We start from the raw sequence: 20,998 nt of genomic DNA, 5'->3' as shown, positions 1-20,998 counted from the left end.
ACATGAGCAAGACTGTATTGACTGAAGTGTTGACTGGGGTGCGATCGCCCGACTGGACCCTAGCCAACCAGCAATATTTGATGACGGCAATCGACCAGATCCGTCAGTTGCTAGAACGAGCCGCAGAGCAGTCAGCGCAGTCCAAGCAGGCAATGCAGGCAAAGGCATCAGCGCCAAGCCTGCATCGCTCTTCCGAAGAAATCGTCTGGCCAGTCTTTTCACCGCCCGACTCGGCCCCTGATTCAGAATCGACCCTAGACAGGCTCTGCCGACTGCTACAGCTTTCTACCTTTGAGCGCAGTATCCTGCTGCTGTGCTTGGGCGCGGAGCTGAGTCGACTGTTTGGCGTACTGTGCGCTCAGATTCACGGCACTAGCCAAACGGCCTGTCCTACTTTTGGGCTGGCCCTTTCGATCTTTCCAGAAGCGCATTGGCAGGCGCTGACGCCAGAGTCACCGTTGCGGGTCTGGCGGCTAATTGATATCGGTGCGGGCACCGAACTGACGAACAGCCCGCTGCGGATTGATGAGCGAATTGCCCACTATCTAATGGGGATGACTTCGATCGACCAGCGGCTGCAGGGGATGATGACGGCAGAGCGGGTAGAGCGGTCGGTATTGCCTGCTTCGCATCAGGCGATCGCCCAGCAATTGGCCGTCATCGGTCTAGATCTGTGGCCTGCGCCCGTCGTCCAGCTATGTGGCAGCGATGGCGCAACTAAACGGATAATTGCGATCGCAGCCGCCGCTGAGCAAAACAAAAGGGTCTATACGATTGCGGCGGAGACGCTGCCAACCGAACTGACTCAGATGAATACGGTGCTGTGTCTGTGTGAGCGCGAGGCGATCTTGAATGAGGCGGTGCTGGTATTGGACTGCGATCGCATTTCTAGCAGCACAGGCGATGGTCATTTTGCCCAGCTGAATCTGTCGGTGGATCGCTTTATTGAAAACTGTCGTCAGCCTTTGCTGGTGACTAGCCGCGATCGCCGTTTGCAGCAGACGCGATCGCTCCTTTCCTATGAGGTTCACGCGCCGACGACGGCGGAGCAGCGGGAGATTTGGCGAAGGGAGATTGGGGGGAGTGCGATCGCTCGTAATTTCCATCCTTCTCAAAACGGCTCGCAAAATGGCTCACAAAACGGCTCGAACAATGGCTTGCAGGCCAGCACCAGCGCCAGCTCCATCAACCGCACCATCGATCATCTAGTCGACTACTTCAACCTCAGCGCCCCCGCCATCAAAGCCACCTGCAAAAAGGTGCAGCAGCTCTCTTCTCAAAATACCGAGCACACATCAATACCTGATTTACTCTGGAACACCTGCCTTTCACAAGCGCGTCCACAGCTAGGCGAGCTGGCTCAGCCGATTGAGACGCTAGCTACCTGGAACGATATTGTCCTACCAGAAAAAGAAAAGCAGGTGCTGCACACCATTGCCGCCCACGTGCGACAGCGCAGCCAGGTGTATGAAAACTGGGGATTTTCGGGCAAGAGTCGCCGAGGATTAGGCATCAGCGCCTTGTTTGCAGGTGCGAGCGGCACGGGAAAAACGATGGCGGCAGAAATCATCGCTAGGGAGCTGAATCTGGATCTGTATCGCATTGATATCAGCGCCATGGTGAGCAAATACATCGGTGAGACGGAGAAGAATCTGCGGCGCGTATTCGATGCGGCTGAAACGGGCGGGGCGATTTTACTCTTTGATGAGGCCGACGCCCTGTTTGGTAAACGGTCTGAGGTGAGCGATTCTCGCGATCGCTACGCCAATATGGAAGTCGCCTACTTGCTACAGCGGATTGAGTCTTATCGCGGGCTGGCGATTCTCACTACAAATCTTAAAGATTCTGTAGATCAAGCCTTCTTGCGTCGCATTCGCTTTGTCGTGCAGTTTCCTTTCCCAGATACCAAGCAGCGCGAAGAAATTTGGAAATGTATTTTTCCAGCGGCAACGCCGACAAAAGATCTGCACTATCGTCGTCTTTCTAAGCTCAGCGTTGCGGGTGGCAACATTCGCAACATTGCGCTGAATGCGGCTTTTTTAGCGGCAGATGATGGCGCGCAGGTTGAGATGAGACATATCTTACTGGCGGCTCAGAGTGAATACATCAAGCTAGAGCGTCCGCTGACGGATAGCGAAGTGAGGGGATGGGTGAGCGAGGCTACACAAGCGCTTTCCTAACTTTTGTGGGTAGCGATGATCGGGAAGATTTGCCACGATAGGAGGGTATCGTCATGCGCGGTGGAGTGCCTCCTTTACACGAGGGTTTTGGCTATGGGTGAGCAATCTACGACACAAAAAGAATTATGAGTACTTATGCTGACAAAACTCAAGAAGGTAAAAGCCGGTCGGTGGCAAGTATTGTTACTCAGAAAAAGAACAGTAGCGACTCTACCTTTCAGTTTGTAGATAATCGGCCTGATGCGGTTGTTCAGCAGAATCTACATAAGATGGCTAACAACTGCCCGCGCGAGACGCAGCTAAGCGCTTTTCAGAACAAGTTACAAAAGAGTGATATCACACAGCGCCAGGTGAAATCGGAGGATGAAGTGGCAGAAAACCGGACAGGTATGCCCGACCAGTTGAAGTCGGGGTTGGAGCAACTGTCGGGGTTGAATCTATCGGCGGTGCGGGTTCACCGTAATTCTGCAAGACCCGCGCAGGTGAATGCCCATGCCTACGCACAGGGCCAGGATATTCATTTGGGTCCAGGGCAGGACCAGCATTTGCCGCATGAGGGGTGGCATGTGGTGCAGCAGATGCAGGGGCGGGTGAACCCAACGATGCAGGTAGGGAACGTGGCGATTAATGATAATCGTGCTTTGGAGCAGGAGGCCGACCGGATGGGGGCGAAAGCAGCTGGCAGATGAAGGAAAGTCTAATTTGTCCTATTTTGTTCTAGGAGCGGAAGGACTGGTTGAATGATAGCGATGGCGACTATGACCCAGATGATCAGAGTTGGAAAAATGCCTGTTTGAGAGGGGCGAGAGGGGCATGTACAATACCGCAAGTCTGCGGAAGATATTGCAACGGGCTGAGGGGAACGTAGGGATTAAAGAGGTGACGTTACACACGCTGCGACATAGTTTTGCGACCCATCTGCTGGAATGGGGAACGGATCTTCGTTATATCCAGTCGTTGCTAGGTCACAGTAGTTCGAAGACAGCGGAAATCCATACTCATATTACGTCTAAGGGATTTGAAAATCTGAAGTCACCGCTGGATGAGATGGATATTTGAAAAGGTGCACATATACCTCCGATTTAGCGATGTATGTGCATCTTTTAAGTAATGACACAGTGAGAATAAACGGAATAGTATCGATTATTTGTATTGTTACAGGCAATGGAAAAAGCTTATAACAACTACTAAAGACAAATTAAGAAAAGGTTTGAGATATGTATGAACAAGTAGAGAATTCAAAAGAGAATAAAAGCAAAGCGGTAGGCAACTCTGTAGGACAGAGGAAAAACAATACGAAACAAGGGTTCGTTGACAATCGTGGAGTAACAATAGGACAACGAAAATTGCGAGAAAGTCTAGAAGCTAAAAATGTGGCCCAATTGAGGCGAGTAGCTGTAACTTATGATAGCTTTACAGTGGTTGGGTATGACACTGAAAACCTTACAAAAAAACAAATCCAAAACATAATTGATGATCCTCGCGCTGATGTTGATAGCAAAGTTGAACTGAAACAAGCTTTAAACAAAGGTGATTATCTTGGAGGGATTTCAACTACGCCGGATAAAGAAAAAGAAGCAGTTCTTAGGGAAGATGTAGTTGTTGATGAATCCGAAACTTGGGAGAAGCAATTCAATGAGAAAACGTGCTGGTTGGCTGCAATAGCGGTGGCGACTGATTCTAATTTGATGGCTTTGAAAGCAAAATTAGAAAAATATTGGAACTGGAAAGATAAAGATTTCTATGGGGTAGGATCCGCTGAAGAGATGTTAGAGGTGAGTAAAATGTTGGGATTTACTAAGTCTGAAAAAATTGACATAGACCAAGAGACGTTCAACTCAGCAATACAGATCGGCTGCAAAATATGTATCCTGGTACCAGATCATGTGATGATTGTTCATAGTATAACTGAAGCAAAATATAGTGTATGGGATCCTTTTAATAAAACGAAGCAAACCATTTCCTGGGAGACCTTGAAAAAATCTACACTTTCAGCACTACTAATAATGTAAATAGAAAAATAGTTCAAACAATAAGCAATGAAAACAATAAGCAATGAAAGAAGATGAATCCTCAGTATCTGGTAAATTTTGTAGGTAACATGATCCTTTATTGAGGAAAGAGGACGAAATAGAACAATCCATAACAAAACATAAAAATCATTAAAACGCTTTTTAGCCTGATTGTTACCCGCAACTAAAACCTTGATGCGGCTACACCGAATTCGGCAGACTTATCGGCAACGCACACGACGGCTTTTCCCCCACCTGCTAAACAGCCCTGTCTTTACTAGCAGACGACAACCTCTCCGTCCGCCTCCACTACCATGGCATGTTTCAACGCCACAGCGCACACCTTCAGATTTGAAGAGCACGCGGAGCAATTGAGTTCGACTACAATAAGCGATATTTAGTCAATAAATAACACTCGTTGAAAAATCAGAAAATCGCATCTTGCAATCATGAAAACATCTAATTCGCATGTATTGAATAGCTATTGGGGCCTACTCGACAGCCTGCACACCAGTTGGAAATTAGAATTGATAGAGCGACTCACCCGATCCATCAGGCAAAATCTTCAACAAAATTCCAATACGATGAAAAATTCCTTTGGTGCCTGGAAATCTGAGCTATCGACGGAACAAATCATTTACGAACTTCGCAATAGCCGAAACACCAATGATGGGTAGCTGAGAACAGATTTCAACCGTTTCGATACCAGGAGCAGGAGACTATGTTACATAAGAGGCATGGTAGATATCGTCAGAATCGAAAAGATTATGTAGCTGACGCTACTGCTGTAAAAGGCACTGTTGCTGCGGCGGGAGTATTGCAAGAAATGTGAGGTAACTTTACGTACGCTGCAACATAGTTTTGCGACCTATCTGCTAGAACGAGTAACGGATCTGCGGTATATCCAGTCGTTGCTAGGTCATAGTAGTTCGAAGACAACGGAAATCTATACCCATATTACGTCTAAGGGGTTTGAAAATCTGAAGTCACCGCTGGATGAGATGGATATTTGAAAAGGTGCACATATACCTCCGATTTAGCGATGTATGTGCACCTTTTAAGTAATGACACAGTGAGAATAAACGGAATAGTATCGATTATTTGCATTGTTATAGGCAACTGAGAAGAGCCTATAACAGCCACTAAAGAAAATAAAAAAGGTTCGAAACATGTACACGCAAGTGGAGAAGTCAAAGGAAAATAAAAACAAAACCGTAGCTAATGCCGTTGCTCAAAAGCACAGCGGTGGTGCATCTACTTTTCACTTTGTGGATAATCGGCCGGAAGCTGTTCTACAAAGAAAGCTGCAAGAGATGGCAAACAGTTTTTCTGCACAACAACAGCCCATCCAAAAGAAAGAAAGTAACACAGGTTTACCCGACAACCTAAAAACAGGTATTGAGAACCTCTCTGGTTACTCTATGGATGATGTAAAAGTGCATTACAACTCCGGCAAACCTGCTCAATTTCAAACACACGCTTATGCTCAAGGAGCGGATATTCATTTAGCCTCTGGACAAGAGAAGCATTTACCTCATGAAGCATGGCATGTGGTGCAACAAAAGCAAGGCAGAGTAAAGCCCACCATGCAAATGAAGGGCGATGTCAAAATAAATGATGATGTAGACTTGGAGAAAGAAGCTGATGTTATGGGGCTTAGGTCTTTGTCGGCTATAAATTACGCTTCATCTTCCAGTAAAACAAGTTCCGATTTAAAATCTCCAAAAACAAGTCGAACTTCAACCGTACAAAGGTCAACAGACTCTGGGCTGAATAGAGGGACAGAGGTAATTGTAACTGATAGAAATGATCCTAATTACAAGAAAACGGGAAAAGTATTCACTGAAAAGACAGATGGTTATGAAGTTCGTTTTGGGAAAGAATTCGTTATATATAAGCATGATGCTATAGATGTTGCCGTAGCGTCTGAAGTAACCGAAGGCTTATCGTGGTCATCCGAGGAAATGGAAGGATTGAATGAAGTGTCATATAAATTGGCTACACAGTATTCTCCGAACGAATATGCGTATATATCACTAGGAAGTAGCCCATTGTTAATAATTGAATGCATCCGACAAAGATTTATACAAAATCAAGGAGAAGATTTGCTCACCTTATTGACTCTTCCCATTAGTGAAGTTGACGATGAAGGATTCTTGGATCGTGTAGATAAGATTCTTTCTGGCGATTTGGAAAAATTATCTCTGGTCGAGGGACAATTAAAAAATCTGCGTGACTATATGATGAACTATGTATCGCCAGCTCAACTCGATGGGAAAAAACCACTCTTAATTGATTATGCTGCTGGTGGACGTACACTAACTGTAATGCGTTACCACCTAATGGCATCATACATTTATATGGGAAACTCTAGTTTGGCAAATAGTGTAGAGGTAGTCGCCTTAAATGGTGGAAAGGAGGTGATCTCCCCATCTTCCTCATATCGAGATCTAATGAGTTACTATGACAAGAAGGATGAAATTTATAGGTTGTTCGGTCAAGAGTCTAATGAAGAAGATTTGCGATATCCTGATATTCAGACTATTGATCCCACGAATGAATCTTCGGAATTTCTATTGGGCTTGTCAAATCGAAAATTGAAGGATGAATTTGGATATCGTTCTTGGGATAAGACTTCTTATGCTGACATTCTTGCTGGCCGAAAAACTTCAGGTGTAATGGATCAAAAGGGGATAGGAAGGGCGGAGCGAGCAATAAAGCAAATTATAAATATATTAGATAACTTCCACTAATATTATGAGGAGTGTTCAATCAATCTTCATTTTTCTAGTTATTGAAGTAGATGATTACAAAATACACAAATACTATTCATAGCCCATAACAAAACTTAAAAGCCATTAAAAACGTCTTTTAGCCTAATTGTTACCCGCAACCAAAACCTTGATGCGGCCATACCGAATTCGGCGGACTCATCGGCAACGCCCACGGCGGCTTTTTGCCCACCTGCGAAACCGCCATGTTCTTGCTTGCAGATAACAACCTCTCCGCCCGCCTCCACTACAATGGCATGTTTAAACGCCACAGCACACACCCTCAAATTTGAAAAGCACTCGGAGCAATTAAGTTCGGCGATAATAAGCAATATTTGTTTAATAAATGACGCTCATTGAAAAATCAGAAAATCACACATTGCAACTACAAAAGTATCTAATTCGCACGTATTGAATAGCTATTGGGGTCTGATCGAAAGCCTGCATATAAGCTGGAAATTAGACTTGATAGAGCGACTCACCCAATCCATCAGACAAAATCTTCAACAAGATCCTAATACAATGAAAAATGCTTTCGATGCTTGGGAATTTAAGCTATCGGCAGAACAAATCATTCACGAACTTCGCAATAGCCGAAACACCAATCGGCAAATCAAAGAACTACGATAGGAGCATGTGCTTCGTCAACAACATGGTGCTCATGACAAACAATGCCAAGCATTTTGAAAGAATAAACGGAATTGTCATAGAGAACTGGACAATTACTGACCCACTATGAACTTAACCAAAACCAATCAAAACGCAGACTGCATTGATCGCGAACTCACCTGGTTCAGCCAAATCCTAGAACATCGATTTCAGCTGCGTGCGGATGGTAAATCAGCAGAAAGAAATGTATTCAATGTAATACCCCCGCCAGCATTGCCCCAAACGGATGTATCCTACGCCAACCTCCTACAAACCCTCAACCTACAGCCCGCCGAACGACTGGTACTCATCCTCAGCCTAATCCCCCATATCAAACCCAACCTGCTCGATACATTTCTAGTTCGCAATCAATCCCTCGATCGCGGCTACACCGAATTCGGCGGACTCATCGGCAACGCCCACGGCGGCTTTTTGCCCACCTGCGAAACCGCCATGTTTTTGCTAGCAGACGACAACCTCTCCGCTCGCCTCCACTACGATGGCCTGTTCAAACCCGACCAAGGCTTATTCGCCCAGGGCATCCTCTCTCTCAATCATCAACACACCAACGAACCTCCACTCTCCGCCGCGCTTCACCTCACGCCCGAGTATCGCCAGCGAATCATCACCGGACAATCCTACACCCCCACCTTCAGCTCAGCCTTCCCTGCTCAGCGCATCACCACCGACTTAGCCTGGGATGACCTCGTACTCGACCCCGCTACCCGACAAGAGATAGACGATATCCTCACCTGGATTCAAAACAAAGATTTGCTGATGAATAGCTGGAACTTAAAGCAGCGAATTAAACCGGGATTTCGAAGTCTCTTTTACGGCCCACCCGGCACCGGCAAAACCATGACCGCCTGCTTACTAGGAAAGAAGTCTGGTTTACCTGTCTTCAGAATCGACCTCTCTAGAGTGGTTTCAAAATATATCGGAGAAACCGAAAAGAACCTAGCCAGACTCTTCGATCGAGCCCAGCATCAAGATTGGATTCTGTTCTTTGACGAAGCAGACTCTCTATTTGGCAAACGGGTTGAGTCTCAAAACTCCAACGACCGTGCTGCCAATCAAGAAATCTCATACCTATTGCAACGAATTGAAGACTACAGAGGTCTGGCCATCCTAGCAACGAATCTGCGTACCCATCTAGATGAAGCCTTCGCCCGCCGCTTCCAATCCATGATCCACTTTCCCATCCCTAATACCGAGCAACGGCTGCAATTATGGCGAGATACCTTCCTCAACAAACCCTTTGAAATTGCTGAGGAGATAGACTTTGACAAGTTAGCAACTGAATACGAGCTAACTGGTGGCAATATCATCAACGTGCTGCGCTACGCTTGCCTCAAAGCAGTCACCCAAACGCCTCAAAAAATCTACGAAGACGATCTGCTAGAAGGTATCAGCCGAGAGCTGCAAAAAGAGGGTCGGGTAGAAGATAAAGCTAGTCGGAGATACTTGGGTATGACCTACCAGAACTGAGTCGCCACATAGAGCATTGGCTTCCTCGCTAGGAAGCTAGGGGTTAGTTGGATTGGGTGTACCCTATCACAACTGAGTGTAGATGCTCAGGCCGCTGTACCCAGCATCTGTGTCTGACTTGAATCGATACACTGCTCATTCACTCCTTGATAGTCTGCTTGTGAAAATTGATTTTAACGTGCCAAAGAGTACTAAAGCTGATGGTTTGACCAGTTGTACGGGAAAGTTTAACAATCAGCAGATACATTAGATTCTCAGTTCGTCTTTGTTGGAGTTCTATTCACTATGACTATCTTGCGGCAGGCAGCAGCACTCGCATTACCCCTATGTATCTTTGGCTGTAGTGCGACAGGGGCCGATGATGTGAATGCCAATTCTCCTGCTGAACCCGTGCCTGAACCTGTACTATCTCAACCTCCCACATCCTCCCCTACTTCAACCAGCTTAAATTCAGTCCCGCCTGATGGCTTAGACAGTCTCAGCGAGTCGGACTTTCGATACTTTCAAAGCATGGGACCGCTAGAATATGCGATTCGGCTGGGAGGTGTGCCAACCGTGCCAACCTGGCGAATTCGCCTACGGCTCTATCCGGTTCAACAAGACGGTGATTTGCTCTATCAAGTCAAAGTTGATCATTACAATCTATCGCCTGCGCTCTATAGCGATCTAGTGAGTAGCTACGGTGAGGAGAATGTTGATCCTATCCTTGATAACAACACGTCTCATCAGCATATCGACTTGGAATTTCTTCCAGTAATGAACGTAGCAGCAGACTGGCTTTCTGAATCGACTCAGATGAGCACATCGGCTGTTGCAGAGAGTCCAACTTGTGGGCTAGGCACAAGCTGCAGCGTACTCTACAATCCTGAAGTCCAGGAGTGGAATGGTGAATCGACAGTTTCGCTAGAAATGGCACCTTGGGCTAGCGACAGTGACCCGCTGCCCACGATGGTGCGAACATTAGCAGAACAGGCTAGCTGGCTTCAGAACGACTTTTGGACAATGCCGCCAGAAATACCGGAAGGCATCAGCAGTGAGCGGCCCTGGGTAGAAGTGCTAGTGACCAACTATCCGGGCAATGGCGGTGGCTATATGGCTCATTGGATTGAACGGATAGCTGATGATAGCGTGCAGGCAACGGTTCATCGACTTTTCTATGACCCGGAGGCAATTTCTGGCTTTGTGAGCAAAGGATACATCTGCGGTCGTGGGGCCGAAGCAGGGCAGGTTAGAGCACTGTGCCCGTAGCACGGTTAGTCAGTCTGCCGTATTTTCCAGCTACTCTTCTAGACAGACTTATCTACGTGGCTATGGGTAACTACCGTTGAATACTCTTATAAAACCTTCTGACCTAAAAACTTGAGAATCTGAGCCACCTGACCCAGCTCGTGGCGTTGAGGAAACAGCGAGAAAGAGCGAGAGGTATCGTACTCACTTTCGGCTTCACTCTCGGCACTTAGCTTCAAGAAAACAAACTCATCTCCATTGGTTGCCATGCCATAGTTAGGCAACTGTCGGTCCGGGCTTGCCGCCATGTAGGCTAACAGATGTGGAAACGCTGCCGGGACAGAAATGCTGGTGCGTTTTGACTCGACCGACAAAATCCAAAGCCGATCCTGCAAAACCAGCACATCGATGAAACCTCGAATAGTTTCAATCGGATCTTCTAGTTCTAGGGCAATACCATAGGGCGACTTGAGCCGAAAGGGCGGATCGACAAAGCCCAGCAGCTCTAGCAAGGGAGCAGCAACAATGAGATTGATAGTCCCTTCGAGCAGTAATCCATCGGCACGGTGATAATCGTAGCGCTGTTTAATCCGCTCTATGCTGGCTTCCTCTTGAGCCATCAGGCTTGGTAAATCCTCGCTCCATTCAGTAAAGAAATCAGGACTCTGAGCTGGCACCAACCCCAAACGTTGCTTCAAATCATTCAGGGTTGTATCCGCTGAAATTGCTTTCAAAAGTGAGTAGTTCAATCTGAGGTAAACGCGGTTTAGTAGAAAAGGGGACTATCTGCATAGCGGGCTCAAGAGCGCCCATATCAGAAAGCATAGATCGAAAACCATAGATCAAAAAGCACAAAGATGCAGGAGCAGCTAGATGAGGGGTCAGTGGCGACGCTATAGGCAGTGGTTACTTAGCGTGGCGGTATGCGTCACTGTCATGCTTTGTCACAGTAGCGGCCATCTAGCTCAAGCTGCAGTCGATCTGACCCAGGGCCGAGCCCTGTACGAGGCAGGACGACTAACTGAGGCCAAGCAGGTTTTAGAAAGCGGATTGCAGATAGCGCGATCGCAAAATGATCCGCTCAGCCAAGTCCTCACCCTCAGCAATCTAGCGTTAGTCGATGGACAGCTAGGTGACTGGAGCGCAGCGAACGAGTCTATTGATACCAGTCTGTCGCTGCTGAAAAGTCCAAGAGAATTTGACCCGACTCATTTCGACACTGTTCTAGCGCAGACTCTAAACGTACAGGGTCGGTTGCAATTTGCTCAGGGACAGCCCGAAGCTGCCTTTAGAACCTGGCAACGCTCAGAAGCACGCTACCGTCAGGCAAAAGATAATGATGGCATCGTGCAATCCCAGCTACGGCAGGCCAGAGCGCTGCAGGCGTTGGGCTTTCATCAGCGAGCAGTTGCAGAGATTCTCTATCCGCTATACCAGCAAATACTGGATGATTCCACGCCTTCCTTCAGCAAAGTGACGGCGCTCAACAGTTTGGCTGAAGCTTTTCAAGTCATTGAAGGCGGACAGTTTTCTAGAGACCTAGCAACGGCAGCTATTGGCGTCTCTAGTCCGACTGAAACCAGCGTTGCACAGCTACCTACCGCCGCAGAAATTGCCCAACAGAGTTTGGCAGTCGCTGAGCAGCTAGACGACACAGAGGCCATTGCGATCGCCCGCCTCACCCTTGGCAACCTGGTCTTAGCAGACATTCAGTCTACTCTGGCCAACCCGCCATCATCGCCCGTAGAAACTGCTGCTCTATCTGAGCAAGTTCAAACCGCCCAAAGCTACTATCAGCAGGCCAGCCAGTCCTCAGTCTCTCCAGAAAATCGGGTTCGCGCCCAGCTTAATCAGCTACAGCTTTTGGTTAGCGTCGCCACAGCCTATGCCAGCCAAAAGCAGATAGAACAGACGCAGCCGCTATTTGAACAATCAGCGCAGCTATGGCAAAGCATTTACTCTCATCTAGATAATCCCCAACAGTTTCCGACCAACAGAACGGGTATCTACGCCCGCATCAACCTAGCGCAGCAGGGCTTGGCACTGACCACAGCTCAGGCCCAGTATCAGGTCCAATCTCAAATCCCTCAGACGACTCCACCGCCGACTCAAGCAGCGCTACAAACGATATTAGAACAAGCGCAAACATTAGCACAGTCTATCGACGATCGGCGATCGCTCACCTATGCCAAAGGCACACTAGGCACGCTGATGCAGGCCAAAGGTGAAATCAATCTAGCTGCTACCTACACCGAAAACGCCTTACAAATTTCTCGATCGATCAACGCCACCGATATCACCTATCGCTGGTACGAGCAGCTAGGAAAGCTGGCCGAAGCGGCGAACGATCGCTCAGGTGCGATCGCCGCCTACACGGGCGCAGTCAACACGCTAAAAAGCCTACGCACCGATCTAGTGACCATCAATCCCGAACTCTTATTCTCTTTTGAATCCAGCATAGAACCCATCCATCGCCGATTGATCGATCTCTTGCTAGAAAGTAAAAATCCCAGTCAGACCGAGCTAGAGCAGGCCCGCGACGTAATTGAATCGCTTCAAGTTGAAGAGTTAAACAGCTATCTCAAAGCAGCTTGTTTGAACGCCCAGGTAGCAACTGATGAAATTTCACTGGTGGACAATACAGCAGTTCTTTATCCAGTTATTTTAGAAGGGCGGCTGGCAACTATTGTGAGCTATTTCCCTGGAAATCAGCAGTCTGTAAATCCACAAGCAGAAAACAAACAGCTAATAGAAAAGCCAGAAAACAGAAAGGAACAACTTGAGTTTTATCAGGCTGATGTCAGCACGGCTGATCTCAAGGCCATATCCACTGATATCGAGCAGGGTGCAAGAATCAGCGATCTCTCTGTTCTAGGCTCTTCTCAGCAGCTCTACGATTTTCTGTTCCCGGCTGAATTTCAATCGCAGCTAGCAGCAAAGCAGATAGACACGCTGGTGTTTGTCTTGGATGGATTTATGCGGAACCTATCGATGGCGACGCTGTTCGATGGCGATCGCTATCTAATAGAAGACTATGCGATCGCGATTACACCTGGATTGCAGCTACTCAACACTCGCCCTGCTCCAGATCAAGCCCCTGGCGCTCTCGCCTTCGGTCTGACGCAAACCGTTGAGAATGAGCCGTTTCCACCGCTGCCTGGCGTTCAGCTTGAGATTGGTGCGATCGCCGAAGAAATTCCTACCCAGTTCTTCTTTGACAGTCAGTTCACCAGAGAGCAGGTAGAAACATCGCTTAGCCAATCATCTAAGCCGATTGTGCATCTAGCCACGCACGGCAAATTCTCTGCTGATATTGAAGATACTTTTATCCTATCTTCCGACCAAAGAATCTATGTCAACGAGCTTAGTCAGTGGCTAAGGACCGGACGCGACCAAAACAATCCGATCGAGCTACTGGTGCTCAGCGCTTGTGAAACGGCTATTAGCGATAGTGCTGGCAGGGCCGCACTTGGCTTTGCGGGTATCGTTGTTCAATCCGGGGCCAAAAGTACCATCGCTAGCCTGTGGCAGGCGGATGACGTCGCCACCTCGATCATTATGGAAACTTTCTATAGAGAGCTCGCCAATGGCAACATCAGCAAAGCTAAGGCGCTGCAAAAAGCGCAAAAAGAATTTATCGAAACCTCTCCAGAAGGAGAATATATCGGCTACTGGGGGCCGTTTGTTCTGGTAGGCAACTGGCTTTAGCCATTCTCTGGAGCCTTTTTGAACCAACTTTTAATCATTCACTGTCGATCAATTCACTCTTTTCAAAGCTAGCCGTCCATCCACCGGATACGTTCTATTATGTATCGCCCCAAAGTGTCTTACTCACAAAACTCTTTCGCTTTTTCTTCTTTACTTCTAGGCTTGCTGCTCGCAGTTGGCCAGAGTGCGACCGTACTTGGCCTACGCAGCTCAGCTCAGATCCTCCTAGATGCAACACTAGATACTCCTTCACAGCTTAATCCTGGTGCGACCATCGGCGGACAGCCTGCAACCTCGATTGAAGGGGGTACTCGACAGTCCGACAGCTTTCTACTGCATAGCTTTGAACAGTTCAATGTCAATGATGGACAGCGGGTCTATTTTGCTGATCCCGCAGGTATTCTAGATATCCTAGCTCGTGTTACTGGCAGCGACTTATCTAATATTGACGGTCTGCTAGGGGTATACGGCGTAAATGATGGAGATGGCAACGCGAATCTGTACCTGATCAACCCCAACGGCATTGCCTTTGGTCCAAACGCTCAGCTAGATATTAGCGGTTCTTTCGTAGCCACAGGTGGCGAGGCGCTGACCGCTGAAGATGGTATCTTCAGCGCTGTTGACCCAGAGAACGATTCCCCTTTGGTGACCATCAACATTCCGCTGGGCATTCAGCTTGGCAACAATCCAGGAGACATCACTAACTTAGCTGGCTCAACCAGCCTGATGAACCCAGGCTTAGCAGTTGGAGAGGACTTAACGCTATCCGGCGGCTCTGTTACTAGCCCTGGTTCATTAAGAGCAGGTAGCAACATAACGCTTGAATCCACCATCGGAGAAACCAGCCTCAGTAGCAATGTAGAGGCTGTAGACGGCGATATTTCTATTGTTGGAATAGTTACCTTTCAAGATGGCAGTTTAGTAATAGGTGATGTGATTGGAGACGAACAGAATAATACTTTCAATTTTGAAAATGGCAGTAGCGTCGAGTCAGTAGAGGGCGGTGGCGGTGAAGATACTTTCAACTTCGAAGGGGGTAGCGTTTCTACTGTTGACGGCGATCTCGGCAACGATATCTTCAACTTCAACAGCAGTAACACAGCAGCCAATATTAGTAGCGGCGACGGTGATGACACTTTTTCGTTTAACGGTGGAACGATTGCTAGTGGCACAATTAATGGCGAGGCTGGTGCCGATACGGTTGAAGGGACTAACGAGAATGATGACTTTATAGTCACTGGCACGGGGCAAGGGACGGTGAACGGCTTTAGTTTTGCAGGGATTGAAATTTTGGATGGACGCGATCGCAACGATACTTTCACGCTAGAAAGCGACGGCAGCATTGCAGCTATCCTTGGCGGCAACGACAGCGATACCATTCGTTTTCTAGATGGCAGCAGCAACGCTATCACCGATCAAATCGAAGGCGGCACAGGCGATCTAATCCTAGAAGGCAATACCATCGATCTTGCAGACAATTTGAATATCTTAGGCGAAGGGACGTTGTTCATTCAGCCTATTGATTTTGATCGAAACATCTCAATTGGTGAAACAACAGAAGATACGCTTTCTATCACAAATTCTCTACTGCAAGGAATCGGACCTGGATTTAATCAGTTAATCATCGGGCAATCCTCAAGCGCGGGAGCAGTCTCAGTTCGCCCGGTCACGTTTAGACAAAACACGACTATTCAGGGCAGTGATATCACTCTAGCTGGCACAGATTCTAGCCTTCCTGATCGGATCGAGACTACTGGTGGAGATGATATCACGCTCACAGCTGGTAATAGAATCGAGATAAGAAATTTTGTACTCGAATCAACTGTTGCATCTGGCTCAGCGACTGAGGGCGGACAGATAGAGTTGACAGCATTTAATACGGTTGAATTAGACAATGCTCTACTGCAAACTACGGTAGAAAGCGGGGCAACCGGGACAGGCGGAGAAATTGCGATCGGGGCTGATTCTATCAACCTGATCAATGGTACTCAAATCAGCACTCGCACCGATGGGTTAGGTCGCTCCGGTGATATCAATATTACTGCGATAGGCATTGAAGAGCCGTCTTCTCTTGCTATTATCGATAGCACTATCACAGGTATCGTCAACAGCGGTGGAGGTGGTGGGACGATCAGGCTCTCTGGTGATGAAATCCTCTTAGATGCCGCGACTATAACTACTACAGCTAGCGGACCGAGCCGGGGCAGCAGCATAGTCTTGGGAGACGATCGCTTCAGCCCACCAGATCCTGATGAAGACGAAGACAATGACCCAATTGATCGTCAGACGCAGATTGTTCTAACAAACAACAGTCGAATCGAGACAGCCGCGATCGCTGGTGGTCCAATTGCTGGACAGATCTCGCTAGGCGCAGATGCGATCGCTATCGAGTCTGAATCAGAACTTGCGATTAACGCCCAATCAGGCACTAGTCAAAATATTGAAATTGCCGCAAACCAGCTTGCTTTGAACACAGGCTATATTCGCTCGGCCATCGGGCGAGAATTTGAAGGCGCTAGCGGTAACATTGTTCTACGAGTTTCTGGAAATCTAGATCTATCAAACGAAAGCCAAATCATAGCAGAAGGCTTTAACGGTGCTACTGGCGGAGATATCTCTATTGTCGATGTGGGATCGATCGTCGGTGGCAACCCAGAAATAGACGGCAATGACGATGGCAGAAGTGATGGCAATGACATTATCGTCAGAGGTGATAGAGGAACCGGAGGTAGAAGCGGATCTGTTCTCTTTGACAGGGAAAATCTAAGTGGATTTATAGTGCAAAGAGCAGAACCCGACAATCGCTCAAACGACATTGACATTGATGATATTTTAGAAGATTTTGATCCTGATACTGAGATTGTTTCAATAATAGTAGATATACCGACAGAGTTTGCAGCTATCCCTGATGAAATCATTTCTCAGTGTTTGTACGATCCAGCGGCTTCTAGTCAAGTGAGCATAGCGGGTCGAGGAGGCGTTCCCACTAACCCGTCCGATCCGCTAAAGCCAACTATCCCAGAATCAGACTGGGTTACTCTAGAGCTACAGGCACCGCTAGAAGAGGCTTTGGCTTGGGCGAATGGCGATCGCGATCACCTGATCATCACCCAAAGCCTCTGTCATCATGGCTGGTCAAGCAGCAGCAATCAGCTTTAAGGTTATATAAAGATCAACAGAACTGTCACGATCCATAGCTGGTTTTAACGTAGAGAAACCTACAATCGTGCTAGATCCATAGTAAAACTGAAGAAATAGCCAGGTAATAAAAGGAAGTAGCCAAGAAAACGTATCGAACTCGATATATCGAAGTTGTCAGCTTCAAACGACCCAAATCAAATTGCCTGTGTCAAGTCACTAGAACTGCGAAAGAAAATGATGAAAAGAAAAACGCGATCGCGCTTAGCATTCCTGACGCTAGGCATAGGTCTATGGTCAGCTAGTCCTTTGCAAGCTCAAGCCGCTAGCTCTTTAAGCCAGCTCGACCTATCAGCTCAATCCAATCTGTTAAACCAACCCAGCCTGCTATCCCCCGCAGCGACTGAAATTTCCAACCCGACATTGCTCGCCAGTCGATTCAGCCGATTTCGCCGGGGTCGATTCCGCGTTAGAGCCTCCCGCTACCGCAGAGGTGGATTCTCTCGGGGTAGCTGCCCGCAACAAGACGCTTTTATGCCGCTGACCCCCTCTTTTGAGGAAGAAAGCACTGCAACGGGAATAGAAGAAAGCACCGACATTGCTATCTCACCCACTTCACCCTTATTGCTGCCTATCACTGCCTACGCAACAACTTCCACGCACCCTACTTTTTTCTTAAATTTGCCTGCACTTTCTAATGCCAAAGGCACGCTGTTTGTCGACAACGCAGATCCTAATGCGTCTCGCGCTCAGCGCCAGATCTACAAAGTTGACTTTGATATCTCCGAAGAAGCGGGTATTGTTGGTATCAAGGTGCCTGATGATGCCCCGCCGCTCAACCCAGGCCAAACCTACCTGTGGCGACTGGCAATTACCTGTGCGGCGGATTCAGATAGAGATGTCGTCCTGGTTCGCGGCGGCGTTGTAGATAGAGTAGCAGTAGACGAGATTAGTGGAAGCGTTGACGAACGTTTAGAGTATTACACTGACCAAGGACTTTGGCAGAACTTACTGATGCTAACAGCAGAAGAACGCTATCAGTCTCCTGAGAGCAGTACCGCTAATCAGAACTGGGCCGATCTGATGACAGCTTCCGGCTTAGAAGATCTCGCCACTGTGCCAATCATGAACATCATCACAGCCGAGTTGGCTAGATAGACTGAGGATTTGACTGTTGGCGATACCGCTTTGCTGCGGTCGGTTGCATCATTGGTGACAGTCCACAGGAAAAGATAGCATCGCAAAGCTAAGACCACTGGCATCATAAAAAGGACAGTTCTCAAATAGAGGGCTCGATAGAACGCGGTATGCTCTAAGCTAGCTCACTAGCCATCTTGTGACAGTGCTAGCAATATGGCTATAACAGAGCGTAGAGGATAGAAAAGTTGATTAACTCACCTGCTCGAAGATGCCTTGGCTATCTGTTAGGCGCTGTGACTAGCGGCTGCGTGGTCTTTGAAGGTGCGATCGCCTCTGCTCAAATCATTCCTGACAGCACCCTAGGCACAGAAGCTTCTACCCTTAGCAACGGCGGCGTCAATAACAACCCGGTTCGGCTGATCGAAGGCGGCGCAGCGCGAGGTGGAAATCTCTTCCACAGCTTCAGTGACTTCAATATAGATGCGGGCGAGTCTGTCTACTTTGCCAACCCCAGTGAAATTAACAATATTCTCAGCCGCGTCACTGGCAACAATCTCTCGACTATTGATGGACTGCTAGGCGTTAATGGCACGGCTAATTTATTCCTGCTAAACCCGAACGGTGTTCTGTTCGGCTCAGAAGCGCAGTTAGATATTCCCGGCTCGTTCACGGCTAGCACTGCTAATAGCTTTGCGTTCGCGGACGGTAGCGAGTTTAGTGCGCTGCCAGAGAACACGTCGCTGCTGAGTATCAGCGTGCCGCTAGGTATCCAGCTCAACGACACAGCCCAGGAAAATATTACTAGCACAGGCACACTAGAAACTGGGCAAGACCTATCCCTGCTTGGTAGTCAACTTCAGCTAGGAGGGAAGCTGGAGGCTGGCGGCGATGTAACGCTACAGGCAGAACAGATTACAAACAACAGTGGCTTGCTAGTGGATGCAGCGGGCAGCGTGAGGCTAAGCGACTATGTCGGCGGTGCCCTGAAGGTAGATGCTGAAGGTAGTATCAATACCGGAGATATTACTGCAACGGGACCGAACACAGCGCTGATTGCGGACGGGACAGGTTCTGATGAGGACTTGCTAGTAAGTGGCCAGGCGGTCATTTTACGGACCGTAGGCGAAGGTGCTGGTTCTGATATTACTGTGAACAATATCGACACTTCCAGCGTAGAGGGCGCTGATGGCGGCGCAATCGTTATCTCCTCAATTTCTGGCGATATTACGACTCAAGGAAACATAGATTCTTCCTTATCCTCGTTCTCATACGGTGATAGTGGGAATGGCGGCAGAATCTCTATCTCTTCAACTTCTGGTAATATCACAACCCAGGAAAGCTTGGACTCGTACTCATCCTCGTTCTCATACGGTGATAGTGGGAATGGCGGCGCAATCTCTATCTCCTCAACTTCTGGTGATATCACAACTCAAGAAAGCTTAGAATCATCCTCGTTCTCGTACGGTAATAGTGAGAATGGCGGCAGAATCTCTATCTCCTCAACTTCTGGCGACATCACAACTCAAGGAAGCTTGGACTCATCCTCGTTCTCGTATGATGGCTACGGTGGGAATGGCGGCGCAATCTCTATCTCCTCAACTTCTGGTGATATCACAGCTCAGGGAAGCTTGGACTCATACTCATCTTCGGGTGATGGCTACGGTGGGAATGGCGGCGCAATCTCTATCTCCTCAACTTCTGGTGATATCACAACTCAAGAAAGCTTGGACTCGATCTCGTTCTCGGATGATGGCTACGGTGGGAATGGCGGCGCAATCTCTATCTCCTCAACTTCTGGTGATATCACAGCTCAAGGAAGCTTGGACTCGTATTCGTTCTCGTATGATGGCTACGGTGGGAATGGCGGCGCAGTTTCTATCTTTTCAACTTCTGGAGACGCTACCATCGAAGATGATATCAATACGTTCTCATTTTCAAGAATTGGTGATACGCAAGTCGGCGGTGATATATCAATCACTGCTCAGCAAGGTAACATTCGCGGTAACATTCGCGACAATAATAATCCATCACTTATCTCTGTATCAGTGACTGAAAACGGACAACAACAGATAGATGGAAACACAGCGGGCGGAAACGTAATTCTCGAAGGGACAACTATCTCTGGTCTTTCTGTACTGACGACGTCCGATTCAGGACCGTCAGGAAACGTGGTGATTCGAGGCAGTAGCAGCGACTCATCCGTCAGCGATTTGAGCGTAGTAACGTCCGGACAGGTTGAGATTCCCAATCCGGTTTTTCCAGGGGAAGTAATCGAATTAAACCTCGACAACGTTGGACAGGCTGGCACCACCACTATCCATAGCAAAGGCAACATCACGCTTCGCAATATCGAGATTCAAAGTGACGCCAACGGCGGCAGCACGGCTGGAGATGTCATCATTAGTAGCCTTGGTCAAATTACCTTTGACAATACTCAAATCAGCAGCAATGCCAACGCGGCTGGAGCGGCGGGAAATATTCTCATTGATGCGGTTCGGTTAAGCATGGGGGCAGGCGATCGCATTCTCGCCGAAACAACAAACGCAGGCGACGGCGGCAGCATCACCATCAACGCCAGCGAGTCCGTCTTTCTAGGCGAAGGCGTGCAAGACTTTGCCCCTATCATCTCCGTCGAGGCCAGCGGTGCGGGCAGACCTGGTGATATCGAGATTGATACGCCTAACTT

Annotated in this window: 14 protein-coding genes; 12 read left to right on the top strand and 2 right to left on the bottom strand. The window is 48.1% G+C overall.

Annotation, left to right across the window (positions count from 1 at the left end; all coding sequences use genetic code 11):
* The first annotated feature begins 2 nt into the window (after positions 1–2).
* From IQ256_RS15695 to IQ256_RS15670, 6 genes are all read left to right on the top strand, one after another.
* Entirely contained in the window at positions 3–2,180 is a 2,178-nt protein-coding gene (locus tag IQ256_RS15695) for an ATP-binding protein (RefSeq protein ID WP_193856491.1), read from the top strand.
* A gap of 125 nt (positions 2,181–2,305) precedes the next feature.
* On the top strand, positions 2,306–2,869 hold the full coding sequence (locus IQ256_RS15690; protein ID WP_193856490.1) for a DUF4157 domain-containing protein: 564 nt from the start codon (positions 2,306–2,308) through the stop codon (positions 2,867–2,869).
* A gap of 88 nt (positions 2,870–2,957) precedes the next feature.
* Positions 2,958–3,239 (top strand): tyrosine-type recombinase/integrase, encoded by a 282-nt coding sequence (locus IQ256_RS30435; RefSeq protein ID WP_228024933.1) that lies wholly within the window; start codon positions 2,958–2,960, stop codon positions 3,237–3,239.
* 158 nt (positions 3,240–3,397) lie between these two features.
* On the top strand, positions 3,398–4,192 hold the full coding sequence (locus IQ256_RS15680) for a hypothetical protein (protein ID WP_193856488.1): 795 nt from the start codon (positions 3,398–3,400) through the stop codon (positions 4,190–4,192).
* A gap of 800 nt (positions 4,193–4,992) precedes the next feature.
* Positions 4,993–5,205, top strand: coding sequence for a tyrosine-type recombinase/integrase (locus IQ256_RS15675; RefSeq protein ID WP_193856487.1), 213 nt, complete (start codon positions 4,993–4,995; stop codon positions 5,203–5,205).
* Between the two features lie 156 nt (positions 5,206–5,361).
* A complete protein-coding gene (locus tag IQ256_RS15670; protein ID WP_193856486.1) occupies positions 5,362–6,945 on the top strand; it encodes a DUF4157 domain-containing protein in 1,584 nt (527 codons plus the stop codon).
* Positions 6,946–7,040: 95 nt separating this feature from the next.
* Here the strand turns inward: IQ256_RS15670 and IQ256_RS15665 are convergent, their stop codons facing one another.
* A complete protein-coding gene (locus tag IQ256_RS15665; RefSeq protein WP_193856485.1) occupies positions 7,041–7,235 on the bottom strand; it encodes a hypothetical protein in 195 nt (64 codons plus the stop codon).
* Positions 7,236–7,698: 463 nt separating this feature from the next.
* Here IQ256_RS15665 and IQ256_RS15660 point away from each other — a divergent pair, with 463 nt between their 5' ends.
* Both IQ256_RS15660 and IQ256_RS15655 read left to right on the top strand, forming a co-directional pair.
* Entirely contained in the window at positions 7,699–9,099 is a 1,401-nt protein-coding gene (locus IQ256_RS15660; RefSeq protein ID WP_193856484.1) for an ATP-binding protein, read from the top strand.
* Between the two features lie 285 nt (positions 9,100–9,384).
* Positions 9,385–10,347: a hypothetical protein gene (locus tag IQ256_RS15655; RefSeq protein WP_193856483.1), complete on the top strand. Its 963-nt coding sequence runs from the start codon at positions 9,385–9,387 to the stop codon at positions 10,345–10,347.
* An 86-nt stretch (positions 10,348–10,433) separates the two neighbouring features.
* Here the strand turns inward: IQ256_RS15655 and IQ256_RS15650 are convergent, their stop codons facing one another.
* Positions 10,434–11,024: a type I restriction endonuclease subunit R gene (locus IQ256_RS15650; RefSeq protein WP_228024932.1), complete on the bottom strand. Its 591-nt coding sequence runs from the start codon at positions 11,022–11,024 to the stop codon at positions 10,434–10,436.
* 175 nt (positions 11,025–11,199) lie between these two features.
* Here IQ256_RS15650 and IQ256_RS15645 point away from each other — a divergent pair, with 175 nt between their 5' ends.
* From IQ256_RS15645 to IQ256_RS15630, 4 genes are all read left to right on the top strand, one after another.
* Positions 11,200–14,034, top strand: a complete 2,835-nt coding sequence (locus IQ256_RS15645) for a CHAT domain-containing protein (RefSeq protein ID WP_193856481.1) — start codon at positions 11,200–11,202, stop codon at positions 14,032–14,034.
* Positions 14,035–14,133: 99 nt separating this feature from the next.
* Entirely contained in the window at positions 14,134–17,193 is a 3,060-nt protein-coding gene (locus tag IQ256_RS15640; RefSeq protein WP_193856480.1) for a filamentous hemagglutinin N-terminal domain-containing protein, read from the top strand.
* A gap of 216 nt (positions 17,194–17,409) precedes the next feature.
* On the top strand, positions 17,410–18,330 hold the full coding sequence (locus IQ256_RS15635; protein ID WP_193856479.1) for a DUF928 domain-containing protein: 921 nt from the start codon (positions 17,410–17,412) through the stop codon (positions 18,328–18,330).
* Between the two features lie 227 nt (positions 18,331–18,557).
* Positions 18,558–20,998, top strand: a 2,441-nt coding sequence (locus tag IQ256_RS15630; protein WP_193856478.1) for a filamentous hemagglutinin N-terminal domain-containing protein, incomplete at its 3' end; no start/stop codon positions are given.

The organism is cf. Phormidesmis sp. LEGE 11477, from assembly GCF_015207105.1.
Classification (GTDB): Bacteria; Cyanobacteriota; Cyanobacteriia; order Phormidesmidales; family Phormidesmidaceae; genus Phormidesmis.
This window is presented reverse-complemented; position numbering and strand designations above follow the sequence as displayed.

Bases quoted from the DNA above. Each gene is read 5' to 3' on its own strand.
- IQ256_RS15695 (WP_193856491.1), top strand. From the start codon at position 3: ATGAGCAAGACTGTATTGACTGAAGTGTTGACTGGGGTGCGATCGCCC.
- IQ256_RS15690 (WP_193856490.1), top strand. From the start codon at position 2,306: ATGAGTACTTATGCTGACAAAACTCAAGAAGGTAAAAGCCGGTCGGTG.
- IQ256_RS15680 (WP_193856488.1), top strand. From the start codon at position 3,398: ATGTATGAACAAGTAGAGAATTCAAAAGAGAATAAAAGCAAAGCGGTA.
- IQ256_RS15670 (WP_193856486.1), top strand. From the start codon at position 5,362: ATGTACACGCAAGTGGAGAAGTCAAAGGAAAATAAAAACAAAACCGTA.
- IQ256_RS15660 (WP_193856484.1), top strand. From the start codon at position 7,699: ATGAACTTAACCAAAACCAATCAAAACGCAGACTGCATTGATCGCGAA.
- IQ256_RS15655 (WP_193856483.1), top strand. From the start codon at position 9,385: ATGACTATCTTGCGGCAGGCAGCAGCACTCGCATTACCCCTATGTATC.
- IQ256_RS15645 (WP_193856481.1), top strand. From the start codon at position 11,200: ATGAGGGGTCAGTGGCGACGCTATAGGCAGTGGTTACTTAGCGTGGCG.
- IQ256_RS15640 (WP_193856480.1), top strand. From the start codon at position 14,134: ATGTATCGCCCCAAAGTGTCTTACTCACAAAACTCTTTCGCTTTTTCT.
- IQ256_RS15635 (WP_193856479.1), top strand. From the start codon at position 17,410: ATGATGAAAAGAAAAACGCGATCGCGCTTAGCATTCCTGACGCTAGGC.